Below are 17,123 nucleotides of genomic sequence, written 5' to 3' on the forward strand. Positions count from 1 at the left end.
ACGCGACGCGGGTGGGCGGCGCCCGTTGAACGCGCCGAGCGGGCCCCGTTGCGCCACAGTGGTCGTCATGTCCTGGCTCTCGGGTCTGTTCGCCCTGGTCGTCACGCTCGCCTCCGGGCTGCTCCTGGCGGCCGCCGCACGCCGCACGCTCGACGCCCCCGTGGGCTGGATGCGCTCGATCGCGACGACGCTCGTCGTGTTCGGCCTCGGCTCCGCGCTGCTGGAGACGGGCACCGACGCGTTGGCGGTGGACATCACCAGCACCGGGTCGGCGCTCGGCCTGGGACTGCTGCTCCTGGTCGCCTGGGCCTGGATGTTCGCCGTCGCGCTCGGCGTGCTGCTCGTCCTCGAGGTCCTCGTGCCGACCGGGCGGCTGCCCACCCCGCTGCAGGCGCTGCGCGGCCTGCGCGAGGGGCGGCAGGAGTCCCGCCGGTACGCCCAGGTCGTGACGATCCTCGTCCGGCGCGGCCTGGGCGGGTTCCTGCGCCGCGGGGCCGACGGCGAGACCGAGCGCTCGGCCGGCGCGCTCGCCGCGCACGCCCGGTCGTTGCGCCTGGCGCTGTCCGACGCCGGCGTGACCTACGTGAAGTTCGGCCAGATGCTCTCCAGCCGCCGCGACCTCGTGCCCTACGTCGTCGCCGACGAGCTCACCCAGCTGCAGGCCCGGGTGCCGCCCGAGTCCTGGGAGACGGTGCGTGCCGCCGTCGACGACGCCCTCGGCCGTCCCCTGGAGGAGGCGTTCGCCCGGTTCGACCGGACCCCGCTCGCCAGCGCCTCGGTGGGCCAGGTGCACACCGCACGGCTGCTCGACGGCAGGGAGGTCGTGGTCAAGGTGCTGCGACCCGGCGCCCGCGCCCAGGTCGAGGTGGACCTGCGCATCCTCGGCCGGCTCGCCCGGCGGCTGGAGCGGGACACCCAGTGGGCCCGCTCGCTGGGCGTCGTGGGACTGGTCACCGGGTTCGCGGCGTCGCTGAGCGAGGAGCTCGACTACACCGTCGAGCTCGGCAACACGCTCAACCTCGACCGGGCGCTGGCCGCGACGTCCGGGGGCGTCGACCCCCGCGTCCAGCTGCCCGTCATGCACCCGGAGCTCTCCGGGCCGACGTTGCTCGTCATGGACCGTATGGAGGGGGTCCCGCTCGGCGAGGCCGCCGACGTGCTCGCCGCGATCGACGCCGAGGAGCGCCGGCACATGGCGGACTCCCTGCTCGGCAGCGCGATGCGCCAGCTCGTGGTCACCGGGGTCTTCCACGCCGACCTGCACCCGGGCAACATCCTCGTGCGCCCGGACGGCACGCTCGGCCTGCTGGACCTCGGCGCCATGGGCCGCATGGACGAGTCCGAGCGCATGGCGCTGGGCGCGTTCCTGCTCGCCGTCCAGGGCGACGACTCGATCGCGGCCCTCGACGCCCTGCGCGAGCTGCTCGACCAGCCCGGCCACCTGGACGCCCGGGACGTCGAACGGCGGCTCGGCGCCATCATCGTCCGGTTCCGGCACGGCACGGGTCCGTCCGGCTCCGGCGACCTGTTCGGCGCGATGATCTCCCTGTTCGCCGACGCCGGCATGACCGTCCCGCCCGGCCCGGCCTCGGCGCTGCGCACGATGGCCTCGCTGGAGGGGGCGCTCGCCCTGGTCGCGCCGGGCTACGACCTCGTCGCAGCGGCGCAGGAGATCGGCGCGCCGCTGCTGACGTCCACGATGGGCCCCCGCGCCGTCCGCGACCGGGTGACCCGCCAGCTCGCGGGCATGGCGCCGTCGCTGCAGCGCCTGCCGCGACGCCTGACGCAGGTCGTCGAGGACCTCCAGGACGGCAACCTGACCGTCACGGTGCGCTCCTTCGCCCACCCCGAGGACCGCACGTTCCTCACCTCGCTGGTCCAGCAGCTCGTCACCGCGGTCATCGCCGCCGCCTCGCTGGTGGGCGCCGTCCTGATGATCGTCTCCCCCACCGGACCGATGCTCATGCCCGGCATCGACCTGTACTGGGTGCTCGGCGCGGGCCTGGCCTTCGTCGGCACGCTGCTCAGCGTCCGGGTGCTCGTGTTCGCGCTGCGCGCGCGGCGGTGAGAATCCCGATCCCGGCGCCCGGCGGAGTAGCCTCCTGCCCATGACCGCCGCACGGACGCAAGCTCACGCCCAGGCCGTCGACGCCGCCATCGACCTGTTCTCCCGCCAGGGTTACGAGCGGACCACCGTCGAGGAGATCGCCGACGCCGCGCAGGTCAGCCGGGCCACGTTCTTCCGGCGGTTCCGGTCCAAGGAGGACGTGGTCTTCGCCGACCACGAGCTGCTGCTGGAGGAGGTCGTGGTGATGCTCGCCGCGACGCGTCCCGAGGCCCGGGCCAGCGAGGAGTCCAACAACCGCGACGCCGCGTGGGACCCCGCCGTCGACCCGTACCTGGAGGTGTGCCGGGCCGCGCGCCTGGTCTTCGACCACCACGTCGGCCAGCGCGAGACCTCCCTGGCCCGGCACCGGCTGCTGCAGCAGGTCCCGGCCCTGCGCGACCGCGAGCTCGTCACCACCCACCGCTACGAGCGGGCGTTCACCGCCTACCTGCGCGACACCCTGCCGGCCGAACGGTCGTCGTCGACGATGTCGATCGCCTTCGCCGCCTCGGTGGTCGCCGTCCACAACGCGGTGCTGCGCCGCTGGCTGCGCAACCCGTACCTGGACCTGCGCCCCGACCTGGAGGAGGCGTTCGCGGACCTGCGCCGCGTCGCCGCCGCGCCGTCGGAGGCGACCGCCGACCCGGCCGCGCTCGCCCCGTCGGAGGCTCCCCCGGAGCCGGACGGCCGCGGACCGGGCAGCAAGCGCGTGGTCGTGGCCGTCCTGGAGGAGGGCGCCGGGCCGGACGACGTCGCCCGCGCCGTCCGCGACGTGCTCGCCTGAGGGGGCTCCGATGATCGAGTGGTTGTTCGACGCCACCTTCACGATCGGCGACGAGCAGATCCTGTGGCGCGAGGTGATCGGCAACGCCTTCGGGCTCGCGTCGGCCCTCGGCGGGATGCGCCGCAAGGTGTGGGCGTGGCCGGTGGGCATCGTCGGCAACGTGCTGCTGCTGACCGTGTTCCTCGGGTCGGTGTTCGGCGACGCGAGCCGGGCCGACATGCTCGGCCAGGCCGGCCGGCAGGTGATGTTCATCGCCGTGTCCGTCTACGGCTGGATGCGGTGGCGCGAGACCCGGCGCCAGGACCTGGAGGTCCGCGCGGACGGCAAGGTGCCGTCGTCGGGCGCCGAGGGGGTGCATCCGCACTGGGCGACGTGGCCGCAGCGGGCGTTCCTCGCCGGGGCGCTGGTCGGCGGCACGGCCGCGCTGACGCCGCTGTTCCGGGCGCTGGGCTCCTACGAGCCGGTGTGGGCCGACGCGTGGATCTTCATGGGCTCGTTGCTGGCCACCTACGGCATGGCCCGCGGCTGGGTGGAGTTCTGGCTGGTCTGGGTCGCCGTCGACCTGGTCGGGGTCCCGCTGCTGTGGTCGGCCGGCTACTTCGCCACGTCGCTGATGTACGTGTTCTACGGCGCGTTCACGCTGGTCGGCTTCTTCGTGTGGTGGCGGGTGCACCGCCGCGAGCAGTCGGCCGTGCCCGAGCCGGGCTGACCGCCGGATCTCCGTCGCGCGAGGGAGGCGCCGCGTCCGGCCGGCGCGCGAGGATGGACGCATGCTCATCGCCGAGGACCTGCTGCTGCTCACCTACGACGACGCCGCCGGCACCCCGGACGCCTGGGTGACCAACCTGGACTACCGCCTCGGCGGCGCGCTGCTGCTCGAGCTCGCCCTGGCCGGTCGCGTGGACGTGGCCGGACCGGGCACGACGACGGCCGCCGGCTCGGCCGCGCGGGCCGGCACCGTCGTGGTGGTGGACCCCTCCCCCACGGGCCACCCGGTCCTGGACGGGGCGCTCGCCGTCGTCGGACACCGGGCGCGCAAGCCCAAGAACCTCGTCGCGCCGCTGTCGAAGGGCGTACGACGGTCCCTCCTGGCCGGGCTGGCCGAGCAGCGGGTGCTGCGGCGCGAGGAGGGTCGCGTGCTGGGGATCTTCCCGCGGACGACGTGGCCGGCCGCGGACTCTTCGCACGAGCTGGCGCTGCGCGCCGAGTGCGAGGCGGTGCTGCTCGGGTCCCGGCAGCCCCGCCCGGAGACGGCCGGGCTGCTCGCGGTGGCGCAGGGGACGTCTCTGGTGAAGCGGCTCGTGCCGCGCGAGCGTCGGCGCGAGGCCGAGGCGCGCGCGAAGCAGCTCGTGAGGTCGTCCTGGGCGCACGAGGCCGTGAAGAAGGCCGTGGACGAGATCAACGCGGCGGTGATGACCGCGGTGATCATCCCGGCCACGGTCGGGTCGAGCGGGACCTGAGCGCGGAACGACGGAGCGCCGTCCCACGTCGTGGTGGGACGGCGCTCGCCGCGTGTGCACCGCCTCGCCGGCTGGTGATCGGACCAGCAGGTGCACGGGCCGGCGTCGATCCACGCCGGGGTCCGGGGGGTCAGGCGAAGGAGGAGATCCCCGTGAGGTCGCGGCCGATGATCAGCGCGTTCATCGACTCGGTGCCCTCGTAGGTGTGCAGCGCCTCGATGTCGGCGAAGTGCCGCGCCACGCGGTTGCCCAGCAGGATGCCGTTGCCGCCGAGCATGTCGCGGGCGATCGAGGCGACCTCGCGGGCGCCGCGGGTGCAGGTGTACTTGGCCAGCGACGCCTGCTCGCCGGTGAGCTCGCCGGCCTCGGCGAGCTCGGTCAGGCGCCCCACGAGCAGCTGCATCTGCGTCACGGTGGACAGCATCCGGGTCAGCCGCTCCTGGACCATCTGCCGGGCGGCCAGGGGCTTGCCGAACTGGACGCGCTGCGTGGAGTAGGCCAGCGCGGCCTCGTAGCAGGCGACGGCGTGCCCGACGGCGGACCACGCGACGGTCAGCCGCGTCGCGAACAGCACGGCGGAGGTCGCCTTGAACGAGGTGGCACCGGGCAGGGCGGCGCCGGCGGGCACGAACACGTCGTCGAGCTCGATGTGCGCCTGCCAGATGGCACGCAGCGACATCTTCCCCTCGATGGTGGTGCCGGTGTACCCGGGGGCGTCCTGCGGGACGATGAAGCCGTGCACCTGGCCGTCGCCGTCCCCGGCGCCGTCGGCCGAGTCGACCAGGCGGGCCCACACCACGGTGATGTCACCGCAGGAGCCGAACCCGATCCACTTCTTCTCGCCGTCGAGCACGTAGCCCTCGACGCCGTCGCGCACGGTGCGCCGCGCCGTCGTCTCCAGGGAGACCGAGTCGGAGCCGTGCGTGGGCTCGGTCAGGGCGAAGGCGCCGAGGATCTCGCCGCGCGCCATCGGCTCGGCGTACTGCTCGACCTGCTCGGGCGAGCCGTGCATGACGATGGAGCGCAGCGCCAGCCCGCCCTGCACGCCGCAGATCGTCGCGACGGAGCCGTCGCCGCGGGAGATCTCCATGCTGGCCAGCCCCTCGGCCATGAGGGAGACCGTCGGGCGGCCGGCGACGTCGACGCCGTCGCGCAGCAGGTCGTGCTCGGCGAGCTTCTTCACCAGGTCGAACGGCACCTCGGCGCGCTCCCAGTACCCGTCGATGACCGGCAGCACCTCGTCCTGGACGAACCGGCGCGCGCGGAGCTGGTGCTCGCGCACCTCCGGGGCAACGTCGGCGAACGCGCGGGCGTAGTCGACGTCCGAGGGCGCCGAGAGGTCGTAGTCGGGCGCGGTGACGCCGATCTGGGTGGGTGCCGGGCGGCTCATGAGGGTCTCGCTTTCCACGGGGGCGGCCGCGCCGCCGCAGAGGCTGGTGACGACGGCGTCGGCCTGCGTCCATCATGCGCTGCGACCGAGTATCTCGTCAAGCGATACGCAGTATCAGCGCGTGTCGCCGGGTCACGGGTCTGACACGATGTGGCCCGTGCCTGCCGACCCGCCCGCCGACGTGACCGCCGACGCGGCGACTCCCCCGTCCCGCACCACCGACCGCGGCGGGCGGCTGCTCTCCTCGCCCTGGCTGCTCGCGCTCGCCTTCGTCGTCGTGCACGCCCGGCTCGTCCACGAGGCGATCACCTGGCAGAACACGATCTTCGGCGACGTCACCCTCTACGAGTGGTGGGCCCGCCACGGCCTGGCGAACGGCGACTGGCCCGTCCTGGACTACGCGTGGGTCTACCCGGCCGGCGCGCTCGTCCCCGTCGGGCTGCCCGGGGTGTTCACCGACGACCTGCTCGGCTACGAGATCGCCTGGACGGCGATGATCGTGCTGCTCGACGCCGTCGCGACCGTGGTGCTCGTGCGCATGACGCCGCGCGGCGTCCTCGGCGCCTGGTGGTGGCTGCTGTTCCTGCTCGCCCTCGGTCCGATCTTCCTCGGCCGGCTCGACGGCGTCGTCGCCCCGATGATCCTCGTCGCGCTGGTCGTGGCACGCCGCCACCCGCGCGTCGCGGTCGCCGTCGCCACCGCGGGTGCGTGGGTGAAGATCGCCCCGGGCGCCGTCGTCGTCGCGATCGCCGCCACCCGCCGCAGTCTGCGCGACCTGCTGCGCACCGTCGTCGTCCCCGGGGCCGCGGTGAGCGCCGTCGTCGTCGGGCTGGCCCTGGCCGGCGGCGCGGGCGTGCGCGCGCTGAGCGTGTTCGGCGAGCAGGGCAGCCGCACCCTGCAGGTCGAGTCCGTGGCCGCCACATGGTTCTCCGTCGCCCGCTGGTGGGACCCCGGCGTGCGCATCGAGTACAACGACGAGATCTTCACCTACGAGGTCCTCGGCGACACCGCCCGCGCCGTGGCGAACACGCTGGACTGGCTGCTGATCCTCGCCGTCCTGGCCGTCGCCGCGCTGACCTGGTGGGCCGCGCGGCGCCACCCGGAGCGGGTGTACGAGATCGTGCTGCTCTCGTCCGCGGCGCAGCTCGTCGCCCTCATCGTGTTCAACAAGGTCGGCTCGCCGCAGTTCGTCGCCTGGCTCGGCCCGGCCGTCGCCGTCGCCCTGGCATCCCTGCCCGAGGGGCGGTCCCAGCAGGCGTGGTGGCCGCCGGCCCTCGGCATGATCCTCGTCGCCTACGCCACCTACCTCGTCTACCCGGTGGCCTACGGCCCGTTCCTCGGCGGCGAGACGTGGATCGTCGTCGTCGAGGCGCTGCGCAACCTCGCGCTCGTCGTGCTCCTGGCCGGCGCCGTCTGGCAGCTCGTGCGTCTCGGCTGGCGGGACCCCGGGGCCCGGGTCGCGGCCACGTCGCCCGGCGGCGCCCGGTCCGCGTAGTTCGCACCGAAGGTTTCCCGCCCGTTCCTCGGAGCGACCCCGACACGTCGCCGACCGCTCCCCCGCTGGTCACCCACGGCCGCCAGAGTGCGGAGCGTGAGGGTAGCGATCGTCGCAGAGTCCTTCCTTCCGCAGGTCAACGGGGTGACGAACTCCGTCCTGCGGGTCCTCGAGCATCTCCGGCGCACCGGGCACGACGCGCTGGTCCTGGCTCCCGACACCGACGACGGCGAGATCCCGCCGTTCGTGCACGGCGCACCCGTCGTCGAGGTGCCCTCCGTCGGCCTGCCAGGTTATCCCGACGTCCGTGTCGTCCTCGGCCAGCGCACCCGGATCGAACGCACGCTCGCCGCGTTCGAACCCGACGTCGTGCACCTGGCTTCCCCGTTCACGCTCGGGTGGCGCGGCATGCAGGCCGCCGAGTCCCTGGGCGTGCCGACGGTGGCGATCTACCAGACCGAGGTCCCGAGCTACGCGGCCCGGTACGGGATGCGCCACCTCGAGCCGCTGCTGTGGCGACGGGTGCGCAACCTCCACGAGCGCGCCACCGTCACGCTCGCGCCGTCGACGCCCACCATCGACCACCTCCGCGCACGCGGCATCCCGCGCCTGCACCGCTGGGGACGGGGTGTGGACACCGAGCTGTTCCGCCCCGACGCGCGCGACGCGGCCTGGCGGCGCGAGGTCGGCGCCGGCCGGCCGCTGCTCGTCGGGTACGTCGGGCGGCTCGCCGCGGAGAAGCAGGTCGAGGCGCTGCGGGTGCTGCACGACCGTGCGGACGTCCGGCTCGTCGTCGTCGGCGAGGGACCCGAGCGGCCGCTGCTGGAGAGCATCCTGCCGGACGCCCGTTTCACCGGGCTGCTGCGCGGCGAGGAGCTGGCGCGGGCGATGGCGAGCCTGGACGTGTTCGTCCACCCCGGCGAGCTGGAGACGTTCGGCCAGACGCTGCAGGAGGCGCACGCCTCCGGGGTGCCCGTCGTCGCGCCGGCCGCGGGCGGGCCGATCGACGTCGTCTCCCACTCGCACACGGGCTGGCTGTACCCGCCGGGCGACCACCGGGCGCTGCGCGCGCACGTCGACGACCTGCTCGGCGACGGCCGCAAGCGCCGGGCGTTCGGTGCGGCCGCCCGCGAACGGGCGCTGGGGCGCACCTGGGCGAAGGTCTGCCACGAGCTGGTGGAGCACTACGAGGCGGCGATCCGAGTGCGTTCGGGGGTGTGAGATGCGGATCGTGCACGTGGCCAACGCCTACGCGCCGCGGTCCGGCGGGATCCGCACGGCGATGCACGCGCTGGCCGGCGAGTACCTCGCGCACGGTCACGAGCCGGTGCTCGTCGTCCCGGGTCCGACGGCGCAGGTCCGGTGGGCCGCGGACGTCCGGGTCGTGCAGGTCCCGGCCCCGCGGGTGCCGGGTGTGCCGGGCTACCGGATGGTCACCCGCCCCGGGCTGGTGCGGGCGGTCCTGGACGACCTGGCACCCGACCGGGTGGAGGTCTCCGATCGGGCCTCGCTGACCGGCGTCGGGCTGTGGGCGCGCGAGGCAGGCGTGCCGTCGCTGCTCATGCTGCACGAGCGCCTCGACGGTGTGCTGTCCTCCTTCTGGCCGGGAGCCGGGCACGGCGCCCGGCCAGGGGCGGCGCGGGGTGCGGCCACGGCGCTCGCCGACGGGTGGAACCTGCACACGCTGTCCCGGTTCGACCGGCTGGTGGCCACCACCGGGTTCGCGGCCGGCGAGGTGACGCGGCTCGTCGAGCAGCGCCCGACGACGGCGCTGCCGCCGCTGCACCGGGTGCCGCTGGGCGTCGACCTGGAGCGGTTCACCCCCGACCGGTACGACGGCGCGGTGTCACGCCGGCTGGCGCCGTCCGGCGAGGCGACGGTGCTGGTGATGAGCCGGCTGTCCACGGAGAAACGGGTCGACCTGGCCGTCGACGCCGTCGCACGGCTGGCCGCCGAGGGTGTCCGGGTGCGGCTCGTCGTCGCCGGCAGCGGACCGCGGCTGACCGCGCTGCGCGACCGGGCCGAGCGGCTCGGGATCGCACACCGGTTCTGCGGCTTCGTGCCGGACCGGGACGCGGTGGCAGCGATGCTGGCCAGCGCCGACGTCGTCCTCGCCCCCGACCCGATCGAGACCTTCGGGCTCGCCGCACTCGAGGCCCTGGCGTGCGGCACCCCGGTGGTGTGCAGCGACACCAGCGCGCTGCCCGAGGTGGTCGGCGCGGCCGGGGCGTCGGCCGCACCCGAGCCGGACGCGCTGGCGCTGGCCATGGCCGACGTGCTCTCCCGGCCGGTGGCCGAGCGCCGGGAGTCGGCGCGCGAGCGGGCCGAGCTGTTCCCCTGGGCGGCGACGGGGCGCGCGATGCTCGCCCTGCACGGCGCGGCACCCCCACCCGCTGCTCCCCCACCGGCTGCTCCCCCACCTGTTGTGGGCGTGAAATCTGCAGTGTCGACCCCGGTTCGGCCTGCAGATTTCATGCCCACAACCGGAGGTGTGCGATGAGCGCGGGACCCGTCGTCGTCGGCCTCGGCGACTCCATCACGGCCGGGGTCGGCGACGCCGTCACCGCCGACGCCCCCTACGGTCCCGGCTGGGCGGCGCACCTGGCCACGCTCGCCGGGGCGGCCCGTTTCACCAACGTAGCCCGGAACGGGGCGCGAGCCCATCTCGTCGTGGCCGAACAGCTCGACGCGGCGCTGGCCGTGCAGGCCGACGTCGCCACCCTCGTCGTGGGTGGCAACGACGCGCTGCGGACCGAGTTCTCACCGGTCGACGTCGGCCGCCACCTGTCCACCTGCGTGCGGGCGCTGCGGGCCCGGGGCACCGCCGTCGTGCTGGCGACACTGCCGCCGATCGGCCTGTTCGAGCTGTTCCCCGGCCGGGCCCGGAAGGTCATGCGCGCACGCATGGACGCCGTCAACGCCATGGTGCGCGCCACCGCGGCGCGCGACCATGGCACCCGCGGGCCGTCCGTGGTGCTGTTCGACATCGCCGCGGCCGTCCGGCGCGCTGGGGTCGGGGCCTGGTACGTCGACCGGGTCCACCCCTCGCCGCTCGGGCACCGGCACATCGCCGCGGCGGGCTGCGCTGCCCTGCGGACGGCGCTGCCGGAGCTCACCGGACCCGCTAGCGTCGGTGGCGCTCAGGGTGCGCCGGTTACCGAGCGGGAGACATGCCGCGTGCTGCTCGACCGGCTCCCCGCACCTCCACCACCGCCGTCGGCCTGGCAACGGGCCGCCTGGCTGACGATCGCCGGCGTCCCCTGGGCGGTGCGGCGCGGGCACGACTTCCTGCCCGGGCTGATCCGCGCCGTGCTCGACGACCTGCGCGGTACCGCCGTAGGCCCGGTCGACCTGGACCTCCCGGCGTTGTCCGACGTCGGGGCTCCCGGGTCGGCGACGGCGGACTCGCTGCTGCCCGGGCGCTGAATCGTTGACCGGGCTCTTGCGGAGCCCTACGTTCGGAGCAATGGGCTCTGCGACCGATGACGACCGCCGCATCGCGGCGCGGGGCGCACCGCGTCCGGCACCGAACCCACCTGGGCGGCGCGGCCTCGCTGCACGGGTGGCCGTCGTCGCGGGGCTCCGTCACGGCGGGCTGAGTCCCGTGACCTACGCATTTGCGGGGGTACTGACGGTCTTGTCGCTGCTCCCGCCGGGTCGGCGGAACACGCCGTCGTGAGGGGAAGCACCCATGCCAGTAGGAGACTGTGAGAAGGCTTTCGCTGCGGCGGCCGCCGACGACGGAGTAGTGCTCAGCCGGGCACGAGTGCCTTGGCTCAATCAACGGGGCCATCTCGGACTCCCGGCGAGAGCAGACGCGGCGAGCCGCGTCATGACTGAGATCTTCGAGGCGCTCTCAGGAGACCCCACCGCCCAAGCGGAGAAGCGACTCACGGCACTGCCCGGCGACTTCGTGCACGCGCCGACAGGCACGTTCGTCGAGATCGACGAGTCACAGCACTTCACCTCGCATCGCTTGACGACGCTCGACCTGTACCCCGCCGGTGCACCACTGGCGTTCGATCTCGAGCAGTACCGCGACCTTTGCGTCCGATGGGCGCCACGGTCGGACAGGTACTTCGCGTCGAAGGCAGCCGTCGCCTTCGGACCAGGCGGGCGCCAGCGACAGCGCGCGTATCACGACGCGCTCCGCGACCTCGCGACCCCACCGATGGGTCACCCGCCGGTCGTGCGCGTTCCCGCTCCCGACCGGGACGGTGTCGCGGCCTATGCACGGGTCCGTCAGCAGCTGCGTTCGCTGATCCGCTGAGGCGGCACCTCGGGCTGCGCCGCAGATCGCGCTTGCACGCGATCAGGCGCATCTCCACCTCTCGCCTGCACGCTTTCCTGTCACCGCCTCGCCGTAGGGTGGCGGCCGCTCGAGTCCTGGCGATCGGAAAGGCGCCAACGACGATGCTCATCGCGCGGCCGTTCACCTCGGCAGCCATCAAGCTCCATCCGTTCGACTGCGGAGAACCGGAGCTCAACGAATGGCTCGCTCGCTACGCCGGCCAGAGCGAGAAGAAGGACAACGTCCGCACCACTCTGCTGCTCGACGAGGAAGCCCAGCGCGTCGCCGGCTACTTCTCCATGCGCACCTTCGAGCTGTCAGCGGCCGATGGCGAGTCAGCGATGGGACTCATGCGTCGCTACCCGGTGCCGGCGATGCTCCTTGCGCGGCTCGCTGTCGACAACGACTACAAGGGTCAGGGCGTCGGCAAGCTGCTGCTCGTCGACGCCCTCCAACGGCTGCTAGCAGCGGCGGACAACGTCGGCTTCGAGGTCGTCGTCGTGCACGCGCTCCACGAGGACGCTGCCTGCTTCTACCTCAAGCACGGCTTTCGCCGGTTTCTGGACCACGAGCTCAGTCTGTTCCTCACGACGAAGGACCTGCGAGCGACGTTCGCTGCAGCGCAATCCAGTTGAACCGTACGCACCACGTGCGTACCGTGTAGGTACACTCCCCAGCCACGAGGAGGCACCATGCCTACCGCCAACGCGCGGTCAGAGCGTCTGCACATGCGCCTGTCGCCCGATGCTCTCGCGACCATCCGTGAGGCCGCCGCGGCGCAGCAACAGGACGTGTCGGCATTTGTGCTCGGGGCGGCTATGGAGCACGCCCGTGAGGTCCTGCTACGTGACCGCGTCCTGCAGCTCACCCCTCGCGAGCTCGACCAGGTCGACAGCGCGCTCGACGCCGAGCCTCACGTGGTCCCGGAACTTGCCGCGCTGATCGCTGCGGTCCGACGGGACACGCCGCAGCACGGCAAGCAGGAGCTGACGTCGCACTGAGCGATCAGGCGAAGCGCGCACAGAGGGCTGCCCCGGAACTGACCCCGGGCGCCCTTCGTCGCCTTGGGACGATGTCGGGCGGGGTGCGCGCAGCGAGCGAAGCGCGGGGCCCGCTCGACATACCAGCCAGCTCGGCGGAGCCGCGCCTTGAGTCAACCAGGGAACGACGAAGGGCCCCGGACCGGTGTCTCACCTGGTCAGGGGCCCTTCGGAGGGCGGTAGCGGTGGGATTTGAACCCACGGTGGCTATGAACCACACAGCATTTCGAGTGCTGCACCTTCGGCCGCTCGGACACGCTACCTTCGCCGGTCGAACCGGCCATACGAGGATACCGAACGGGGCCGCATCCACGAAATCCGGCCGGGTGCGACGTCCGTCACCGTGCACGCCCACACCGACAACGACCGACGTTGGTCAGAAGACCGGCTTGCCGCCCGTGACGCCCAGCACCGTGGCCGAGACGTAGCTCGCGTCGGTCGAGGAGGCCAGGAACACGAACGCGGGGGCGACCTCGGCCGGCTGCCCGGCGCGACCCAACGGGGTGTCTTGCCCGAACGCCTCCAGCTTGCCCTCCGGCTGCGTCGAGGGCTGCAGCGGCGTCCAGATCGGACCCGGCGCCACGGCGTTGACCCGCACCCCGCGCGGCCCCAGCTCGGCGGCCAGGTTCACGGTGAGATTGTTGATCGCCGCCTTGGTCGAGGCGTAGTCCACCAGGGACGTCGAGGGCTGGTACGCCTGGATCGAGGAGTTGTTGATGATGCTGGCGCCCTCGTTGAGGTGCTCCAGGGCTGCCTGCGTCACCCACATCAGCGCGTACAGGTTGGTCTTGAGGATCCGGTCGATCTCGTCGGTCGTGACGTCCTCGAAGGACTCGCGCCGCGCCATCTGGAAGCCGGCGTTGTTGACGAGCACGTCGAGACCGCCCAGCTCCGACGCGGCCTTGCCGGGCAGCGCCCGCGCCGTGGCCTCGTCGGTCAGGTCACCGGGCAGCAGCACCGCCGTCCGACCCGTCCCGCGCACCCAGCGCGCCGTCTCCTCGGCGTCCTCCTGCTCCTCGGGCAGGTAACCGATCGCGACGTCGGCGCCCTCGCGGGCGAACGCGATCGCCACGGCTCGGCCGATCCCCGAGTCGCCCCCGGTGATGAGCGCCGACTTGCCCGCGAGCTTGCCGCTGCCCCGGTAGGAGTCCTCGCCGTGGTCCGGGACCGGGTCCATCTGCGCGGTCCAGCCCGGCGGCTCCTGCTGCTGCGGCGGAAAGGCGTTCTCGGCCATGGGGTCCTCCCTGGTCGGTCGGGGCGGCCGGGCCCCGGGTCGGGGCGCGGCCTCTGGCCACGCTAGGTGCGACGTCGGAGTCCGGCGACCGCGGGCGCCGTGCGGGACACCGCCGTCCAGGAGATCCCCAGCACTCCCAGGAAGTCGGCAGGCAGGTCACAGGGCTACATCGGCTCGACAGGGTCGACTAGGTCACCTACCCACCCACGGACCCAGCGGTCCCCGTCCCGGGAGCACCATGACACCCGCCCTGCTCTACGCGATCGACGCCCTCGCCGTCACGATCCTCGTGTTCGCCCTCTACTTCCCCCGGCACCGCCGCCGCGACCTCGTCGTCGCCTACCTGGGGGTGAACGTCGGTGTGCTGGCCGTGGCGACGGTCCTCGCGCAGAGCAGCGTCGGCGCCGGCCTCGGCCTCGGCCTCTTCGGCGTGCTGTCGATCATCCGGCTGCGGTCCCGCGAGCTGTCCCAGCACGAGGTCGCCTACTACTTCGCGGCCCTCGCCCTCGGACTGCTCGGCGGACTCGGATCCTCGGTCGGCTGGCTGGCGGTCGCCGGCATGGGCCTGGTCGTCCTGGTCATGGCCGTCGCGGACCACCCTCGGCTCTTCGCCCGGCACCGCACCGCCCAGATCGTCGTCGACCGGGCCCTGCCGGAACACGACACCCTCGTGGAGCACCTCGAACAGCTCCTCGGCGCCCGGATCCTCGGAGCCTCGGTGGTCAAGCTCGACCTGGCCAACGACACGACCGTCGTCGACGTCCGCTACCGGGTCGCCCCGGGCACGACGGCGGCACGCCCGACGGCGGCACCGGCCGCTGCCGAGCGGCCCCGCGCCCTGGAGACGACCCGATGAGCACCGTGGAGCACCTGGCGCCGGTCACCCTCGACGAGCTGAACGCCGAGGCCGCGCTGCAGACCCGGGTCGACCGCAAGTACGTCCTCACCGCCGACGAGACCCGCGGCCTCCTGGCTGCGCTCGACCCGTCCACCCGGGCGCTGGAGATCGGCGACACCCGCACCTTCACCTACTCCTCGACCTACTTCGACACCCCCGACCTCGTGACGTTCCACCAGGCCGCGCGCCGTCGGCGGCGGCGGTTCAAGGTCCGCACGCGCACCTACGTCGACACCGGCGGGACGTTCCTCGAGGTCAAGACCCGCGCCGCGCGCGGCGTCACCGTCAAGGAGCGGTGCCCCGCCGACCCCGCGGCGTGCACCCTCGACGACGACGCCGTCGAGTTCGTCGACGACCGGCTGGCGGCCGCCCGGCTGGCCGCCCCGCCGTCGTCCGGGCTGGCACCGGTGCTGCGCTCGCGCTACCGGCGCACCACCCTGCTGACGCCGGACGCCCGCGTCACGCTCGACACCGCCCTGACGTGGCGGCACCTCGCGTCCGACGGCGGCGGGCACGACGGCGCCCGGGACCGCGCCGACATCGGCGACCTGGTGGTCGTCGAGACCAAGGCCGGCACCGCGCCGTCGTCCGTCGACCGTCTCCTGTGGCGATCGGGCCACCGCCCCGACCGCATCTCCAAGTACGCGACGGGACTCGCCGTCCTGCGCCCCGACCTGCCCGACCATCCCTGGCGACGCCTGCGCCGCGAGCGCCTGGCCGCCTGAGACGCACCACCCGAGAGGACTCTCATGAACCCCAAGACCCTGCCCCGCTGGACCCGTTCGACCTGGTCGAAGTCCCTGGGAGGAGCTGCCGCCGCGGCGCTGGCCGTCGGCGCGCTCGGCGCCTGCAGCACCACCTCCGAGGAGTCGGCCGCAGCGACGACCTCCGAGAGCTCGACCACCACCGAGGACTCGACATCCTCCGACGACGCCACGGTCCTCACCGCCTCCTCCGCCGGCCTGACGGCCGCGGAGGTGCTCGCCGAGAACCTCGACGCCTCGGAGACCGTGGCCCTGGCCGACAGCTCCTGGGACTCCGCCGACGAGATCGCGATCGACCTGTCCTCGCCGAGCGCCGCCGACGGGGTCGAGGTGGACGGTGACACGGTCACCATCACCCAGCCGGGGACCTACCGGCTGTCCGGTGAGCTCGCCGGCCAGGTCGTCGTCGAGTCCGAGGACGACGGCGTGGTGCGGCTCGTGCTCGACGGCGCGGACATCACGTCCTCCACAGGCGCGGCGATCGACGTCCAGGACGCCGACCAGGTGTCGGTGGTGCTGGCCGACGGCTCGACGAACCGGCTCGAGGACGCCTCCGAGTACGCGGACACGGAGAGCGACAACGCGGCCAACGCCGCCCTGTACTCGACCGCCGACCTGGCGATCTCCGGCACCGGCTCCCTCGAGGTCGTCGGCAACAGCAACGACGGCATCACCGGCAAGGACGGGCTGGCGATCACCGCGGGCGACATCACGGTCGACGCGGTCGACGACGCGGTCCGAGGCAAGGACTACCTGGTCGTCACCGGGGGCACGATCGACGTCACCGCCGGCGGCGACGGCCTGAAGTCGGACGAGGACTCGGACGCCACCGCCGGGTACGTCGCGCTGCTGGGCGGCGAGGTGACCGTCGCGGCGGGCTCCGACGGCGTGCAGGGCTTCACCGACGTCGCGGTCGCCGGCGGGACGCTGAGCGTCACCGAGTCCGAGGAGGGCCTCGAGGCCGCGGTCATCGCGATCTCCGACGGGACCGTCGACATCACCTCGTCCGACGACGGGCTCAACGCGACGGTCAAGGAGGCCGACGACGACACCGAGGACGCAGCTTCGACCGAGGAGTCGACCGAGATGGCCGGCCCCGGCGGGGGCGGGGGCGGCGAGGCCGTCCAGGCGGGCGCCTCCCTGACGGTCACCGGCGGGTCCGTGACGGTGGCGGCCGGCGGTGACGGCCTCGACTCGAACGGGGTCATCGACGTGACCGGTGGCGAGATCGTCATCGCCGCGGCGGCGAACGGCGGCGAGGGCCCGGTCGACGCCAACGGCACGGTGACGAGCGCGAACGGCTGGCTCACGCTGGACGGCTCGGCCGACGCCGGGTCGACGATCACCGTGCTCGACGCCGACGGCCAGGAGGTCGCCTCGGTCGCGGCCGGGCAGTCGCTGTCCTCCCTCCACCTCACCGCGGACGGGATCGTCGCCGGACAGAGCTACACCGTGCAGGTCGACGGCACCGACGTCGGCACGGCGACCGCCGTGGAGTCGATCGCCACGACGATGGGCCCGGGCGGGGGCGGCGCGCCCGGTGACCGCGAGATGCCCGGGGGCGGGGGCCGACCCGGTGGGGGTCAGCCCCCGGCCGAGGGCTCCATGCCCGGCGACGGCGCCTGAGACGAGGCGCCCAGGCACGATCCCTGCGAGGTAG

At 73.5% G+C, this 17,123-nt stretch carries 16 protein-coding genes and 1 tRNA gene; 14 read left to right on the forward strand and 3 right to left on the reverse strand.

Annotated features, from left to right (window positions below; genetic code table 11):
- Window positions 1-67: 67 nt before the first annotated feature.
- The 4 genes from PO879_RS14250 to PO879_RS14265 all read left to right on the forward strand — a co-directional run bounded on the left by PO879_RS14250 (window position 68) and on the right by PO879_RS14265 (window position 4,351).
- On the forward strand, window positions 68-2,068 hold the full coding sequence (locus PO879_RS14250) for an AarF/UbiB family protein (RefSeq protein WP_278235526.1): 2,001 nt from the start codon (window positions 68-70) through the stop codon (window positions 2,066-2,068).
- A gap of 40 nt (window positions 2,069-2,108) precedes the next feature.
- Window positions 2,109-2,891, forward strand: coding sequence for a TetR/AcrR family transcriptional regulator (locus PO879_RS14255; RefSeq protein WP_278235527.1), 783 nt, complete (start codon window positions 2,109-2,111; stop codon window positions 2,889-2,891).
- Between the two features lie 10 nt (window positions 2,892-2,901).
- Window positions 2,902-3,600: a nicotinamide riboside transporter PnuC gene (gene pnuC / locus PO879_RS14260; protein WP_278235528.1), complete on the forward strand. Its 699-nt coding sequence runs from the start codon at window positions 2,902-2,904 to the stop codon at window positions 3,598-3,600.
- 61 nt (window positions 3,601-3,661) lie between these two features.
- A complete protein-coding gene (locus PO879_RS14265) occupies window positions 3,662-4,351 on the forward strand; it encodes a GPP34 family phosphoprotein (protein ID WP_278235529.1) in 690 nt (229 codons plus the stop codon).
- Between the two features lie 130 nt (window positions 4,352-4,481).
- On the opposite strand, the gene PO879_RS14270 is transcribed toward PO879_RS14265, so the two are convergent.
- Window positions 4,482-5,741: an acyl-CoA dehydrogenase family protein gene (locus tag PO879_RS14270; protein WP_278235530.1), complete on the reverse strand. Its 1,260-nt coding sequence runs from the start codon at window positions 5,739-5,741 to the stop codon at window positions 4,482-4,484.
- Between the two features lie 148 nt (window positions 5,742-5,889).
- Between PO879_RS14270 and PO879_RS14275 the strand changes: the two genes are divergently transcribed.
- The 7 genes from PO879_RS14275 (at window position 5,890) to PO879_RS14305 (ending at window position 12,528) form a co-directional block, all read left to right on the forward strand.
- Window positions 5,890-7,236, forward strand: coding sequence for a glycosyltransferase 87 family protein (locus PO879_RS14275; protein ID WP_278235531.1), 1,347 nt, complete (start codon window positions 5,890-5,892; stop codon window positions 7,234-7,236).
- Between the two features lie 96 nt (window positions 7,237-7,332).
- Window positions 7,333-8,457, forward strand: a complete 1,125-nt coding sequence (locus tag PO879_RS14280; protein WP_278235532.1) for a glycosyltransferase family 1 protein — start codon at window positions 7,333-7,335, stop codon at window positions 8,455-8,457.
- Between the two features lies 1 nt (window position 8,458).
- Complete coding sequence (locus tag PO879_RS14285) at window positions 8,459-9,736, forward strand: glycosyltransferase (RefSeq protein ID WP_278235533.1); 1,278 nt, start codon at window positions 8,459-8,461, stop codon at window positions 9,734-9,736.
- Complete coding sequence (locus PO879_RS14290) at window positions 9,733-10,662, forward strand: SGNH/GDSL hydrolase family protein (protein ID WP_278235534.1); 930 nt, start codon at window positions 9,733-9,735, stop codon at window positions 10,660-10,662. Before PO879_RS14285 ends, PO879_RS14290 begins: the two co-directional genes overlap by 4 nt.
- 406 nt (window positions 10,663-11,068) lie before the next feature.
- Complete coding sequence (locus PO879_RS14295) at window positions 11,069-11,506, forward strand: hypothetical protein (protein WP_278235535.1); 438 nt, start codon at window positions 11,069-11,071, stop codon at window positions 11,504-11,506.
- Between the two features lie 143 nt (window positions 11,507-11,649).
- On the forward strand, window positions 11,650-12,162 hold the full coding sequence (locus tag PO879_RS14300) for a GNAT family N-acetyltransferase (RefSeq protein WP_278235536.1): 513 nt from the start codon (window positions 11,650-11,652) through the stop codon (window positions 12,160-12,162).
- Between the two features lie 57 nt (window positions 12,163-12,219).
- Window positions 12,220-12,528 (forward strand): DUF1778 domain-containing protein, encoded by a 309-nt coding sequence (locus tag PO879_RS14305; RefSeq protein ID WP_278235537.1) that lies wholly within the window; start codon window positions 12,220-12,222, stop codon window positions 12,526-12,528.
- Between the two features lie 216 nt (window positions 12,529-12,744).
- Here the strand turns inward: PO879_RS14305 and PO879_RS14310 are convergent.
- Together PO879_RS14310 and PO879_RS14315 are read right to left on the reverse strand one after the other, a co-directional pair.
- Window positions 12,745-12,830, reverse strand: a tRNA-Ser gene (locus tag PO879_RS14310).
- 113 nt (window positions 12,831-12,943) lie between these two features.
- Window positions 12,944-13,801, reverse strand: coding sequence for an SDR family oxidoreductase (locus PO879_RS14315; protein WP_278235538.1), 858 nt, complete (start codon window positions 13,799-13,801; stop codon window positions 12,944-12,946).
- 238 nt (window positions 13,802-14,039) lie between these two features.
- Between PO879_RS14315 and PO879_RS14320 the strand changes: the two genes are divergently transcribed.
- From PO879_RS14320 to PO879_RS14330, 3 genes are read left to right on the forward strand one after another with little or no spacing between them, the layout of a single operon-like run.
- The gene (locus PO879_RS14320; RefSeq protein ID WP_278235539.1) at window positions 14,040-14,657 is read left to right on the forward strand and encodes a DUF4956 domain-containing protein; all 618 of its coding nucleotides are present in this window, start codon (window positions 14,040-14,042) and stop codon (window positions 14,655-14,657) included.
- Entirely contained in the window at window positions 14,654-15,424 is a 771-nt protein-coding gene (locus PO879_RS14325; protein WP_278235540.1) for a polyphosphate polymerase domain-containing protein, read from the forward strand. The genes PO879_RS14320 and PO879_RS14325 overlap by 4 nt, the downstream gene beginning before the upstream one ends.
- A gap of 24 nt (window positions 15,425-15,448) precedes the next feature.
- Window positions 15,449-17,089, forward strand: coding sequence for a carbohydrate-binding domain-containing protein (locus PO879_RS14330; protein WP_278235541.1), 1,641 nt, complete (start codon window positions 15,449-15,451; stop codon window positions 17,087-17,089).
- Window positions 17,090-17,123 lie beyond the last annotated feature (34 nt).

The sequence above is a fragment of the Isoptericola sp. AK164 genome (assembly GCF_029643425.1).
GTDB classification, from domain to species: Bacteria; Actinomycetota; Actinomycetes; order Actinomycetales; family Cellulomonadaceae; genus Isoptericola; species Isoptericola haloaureus.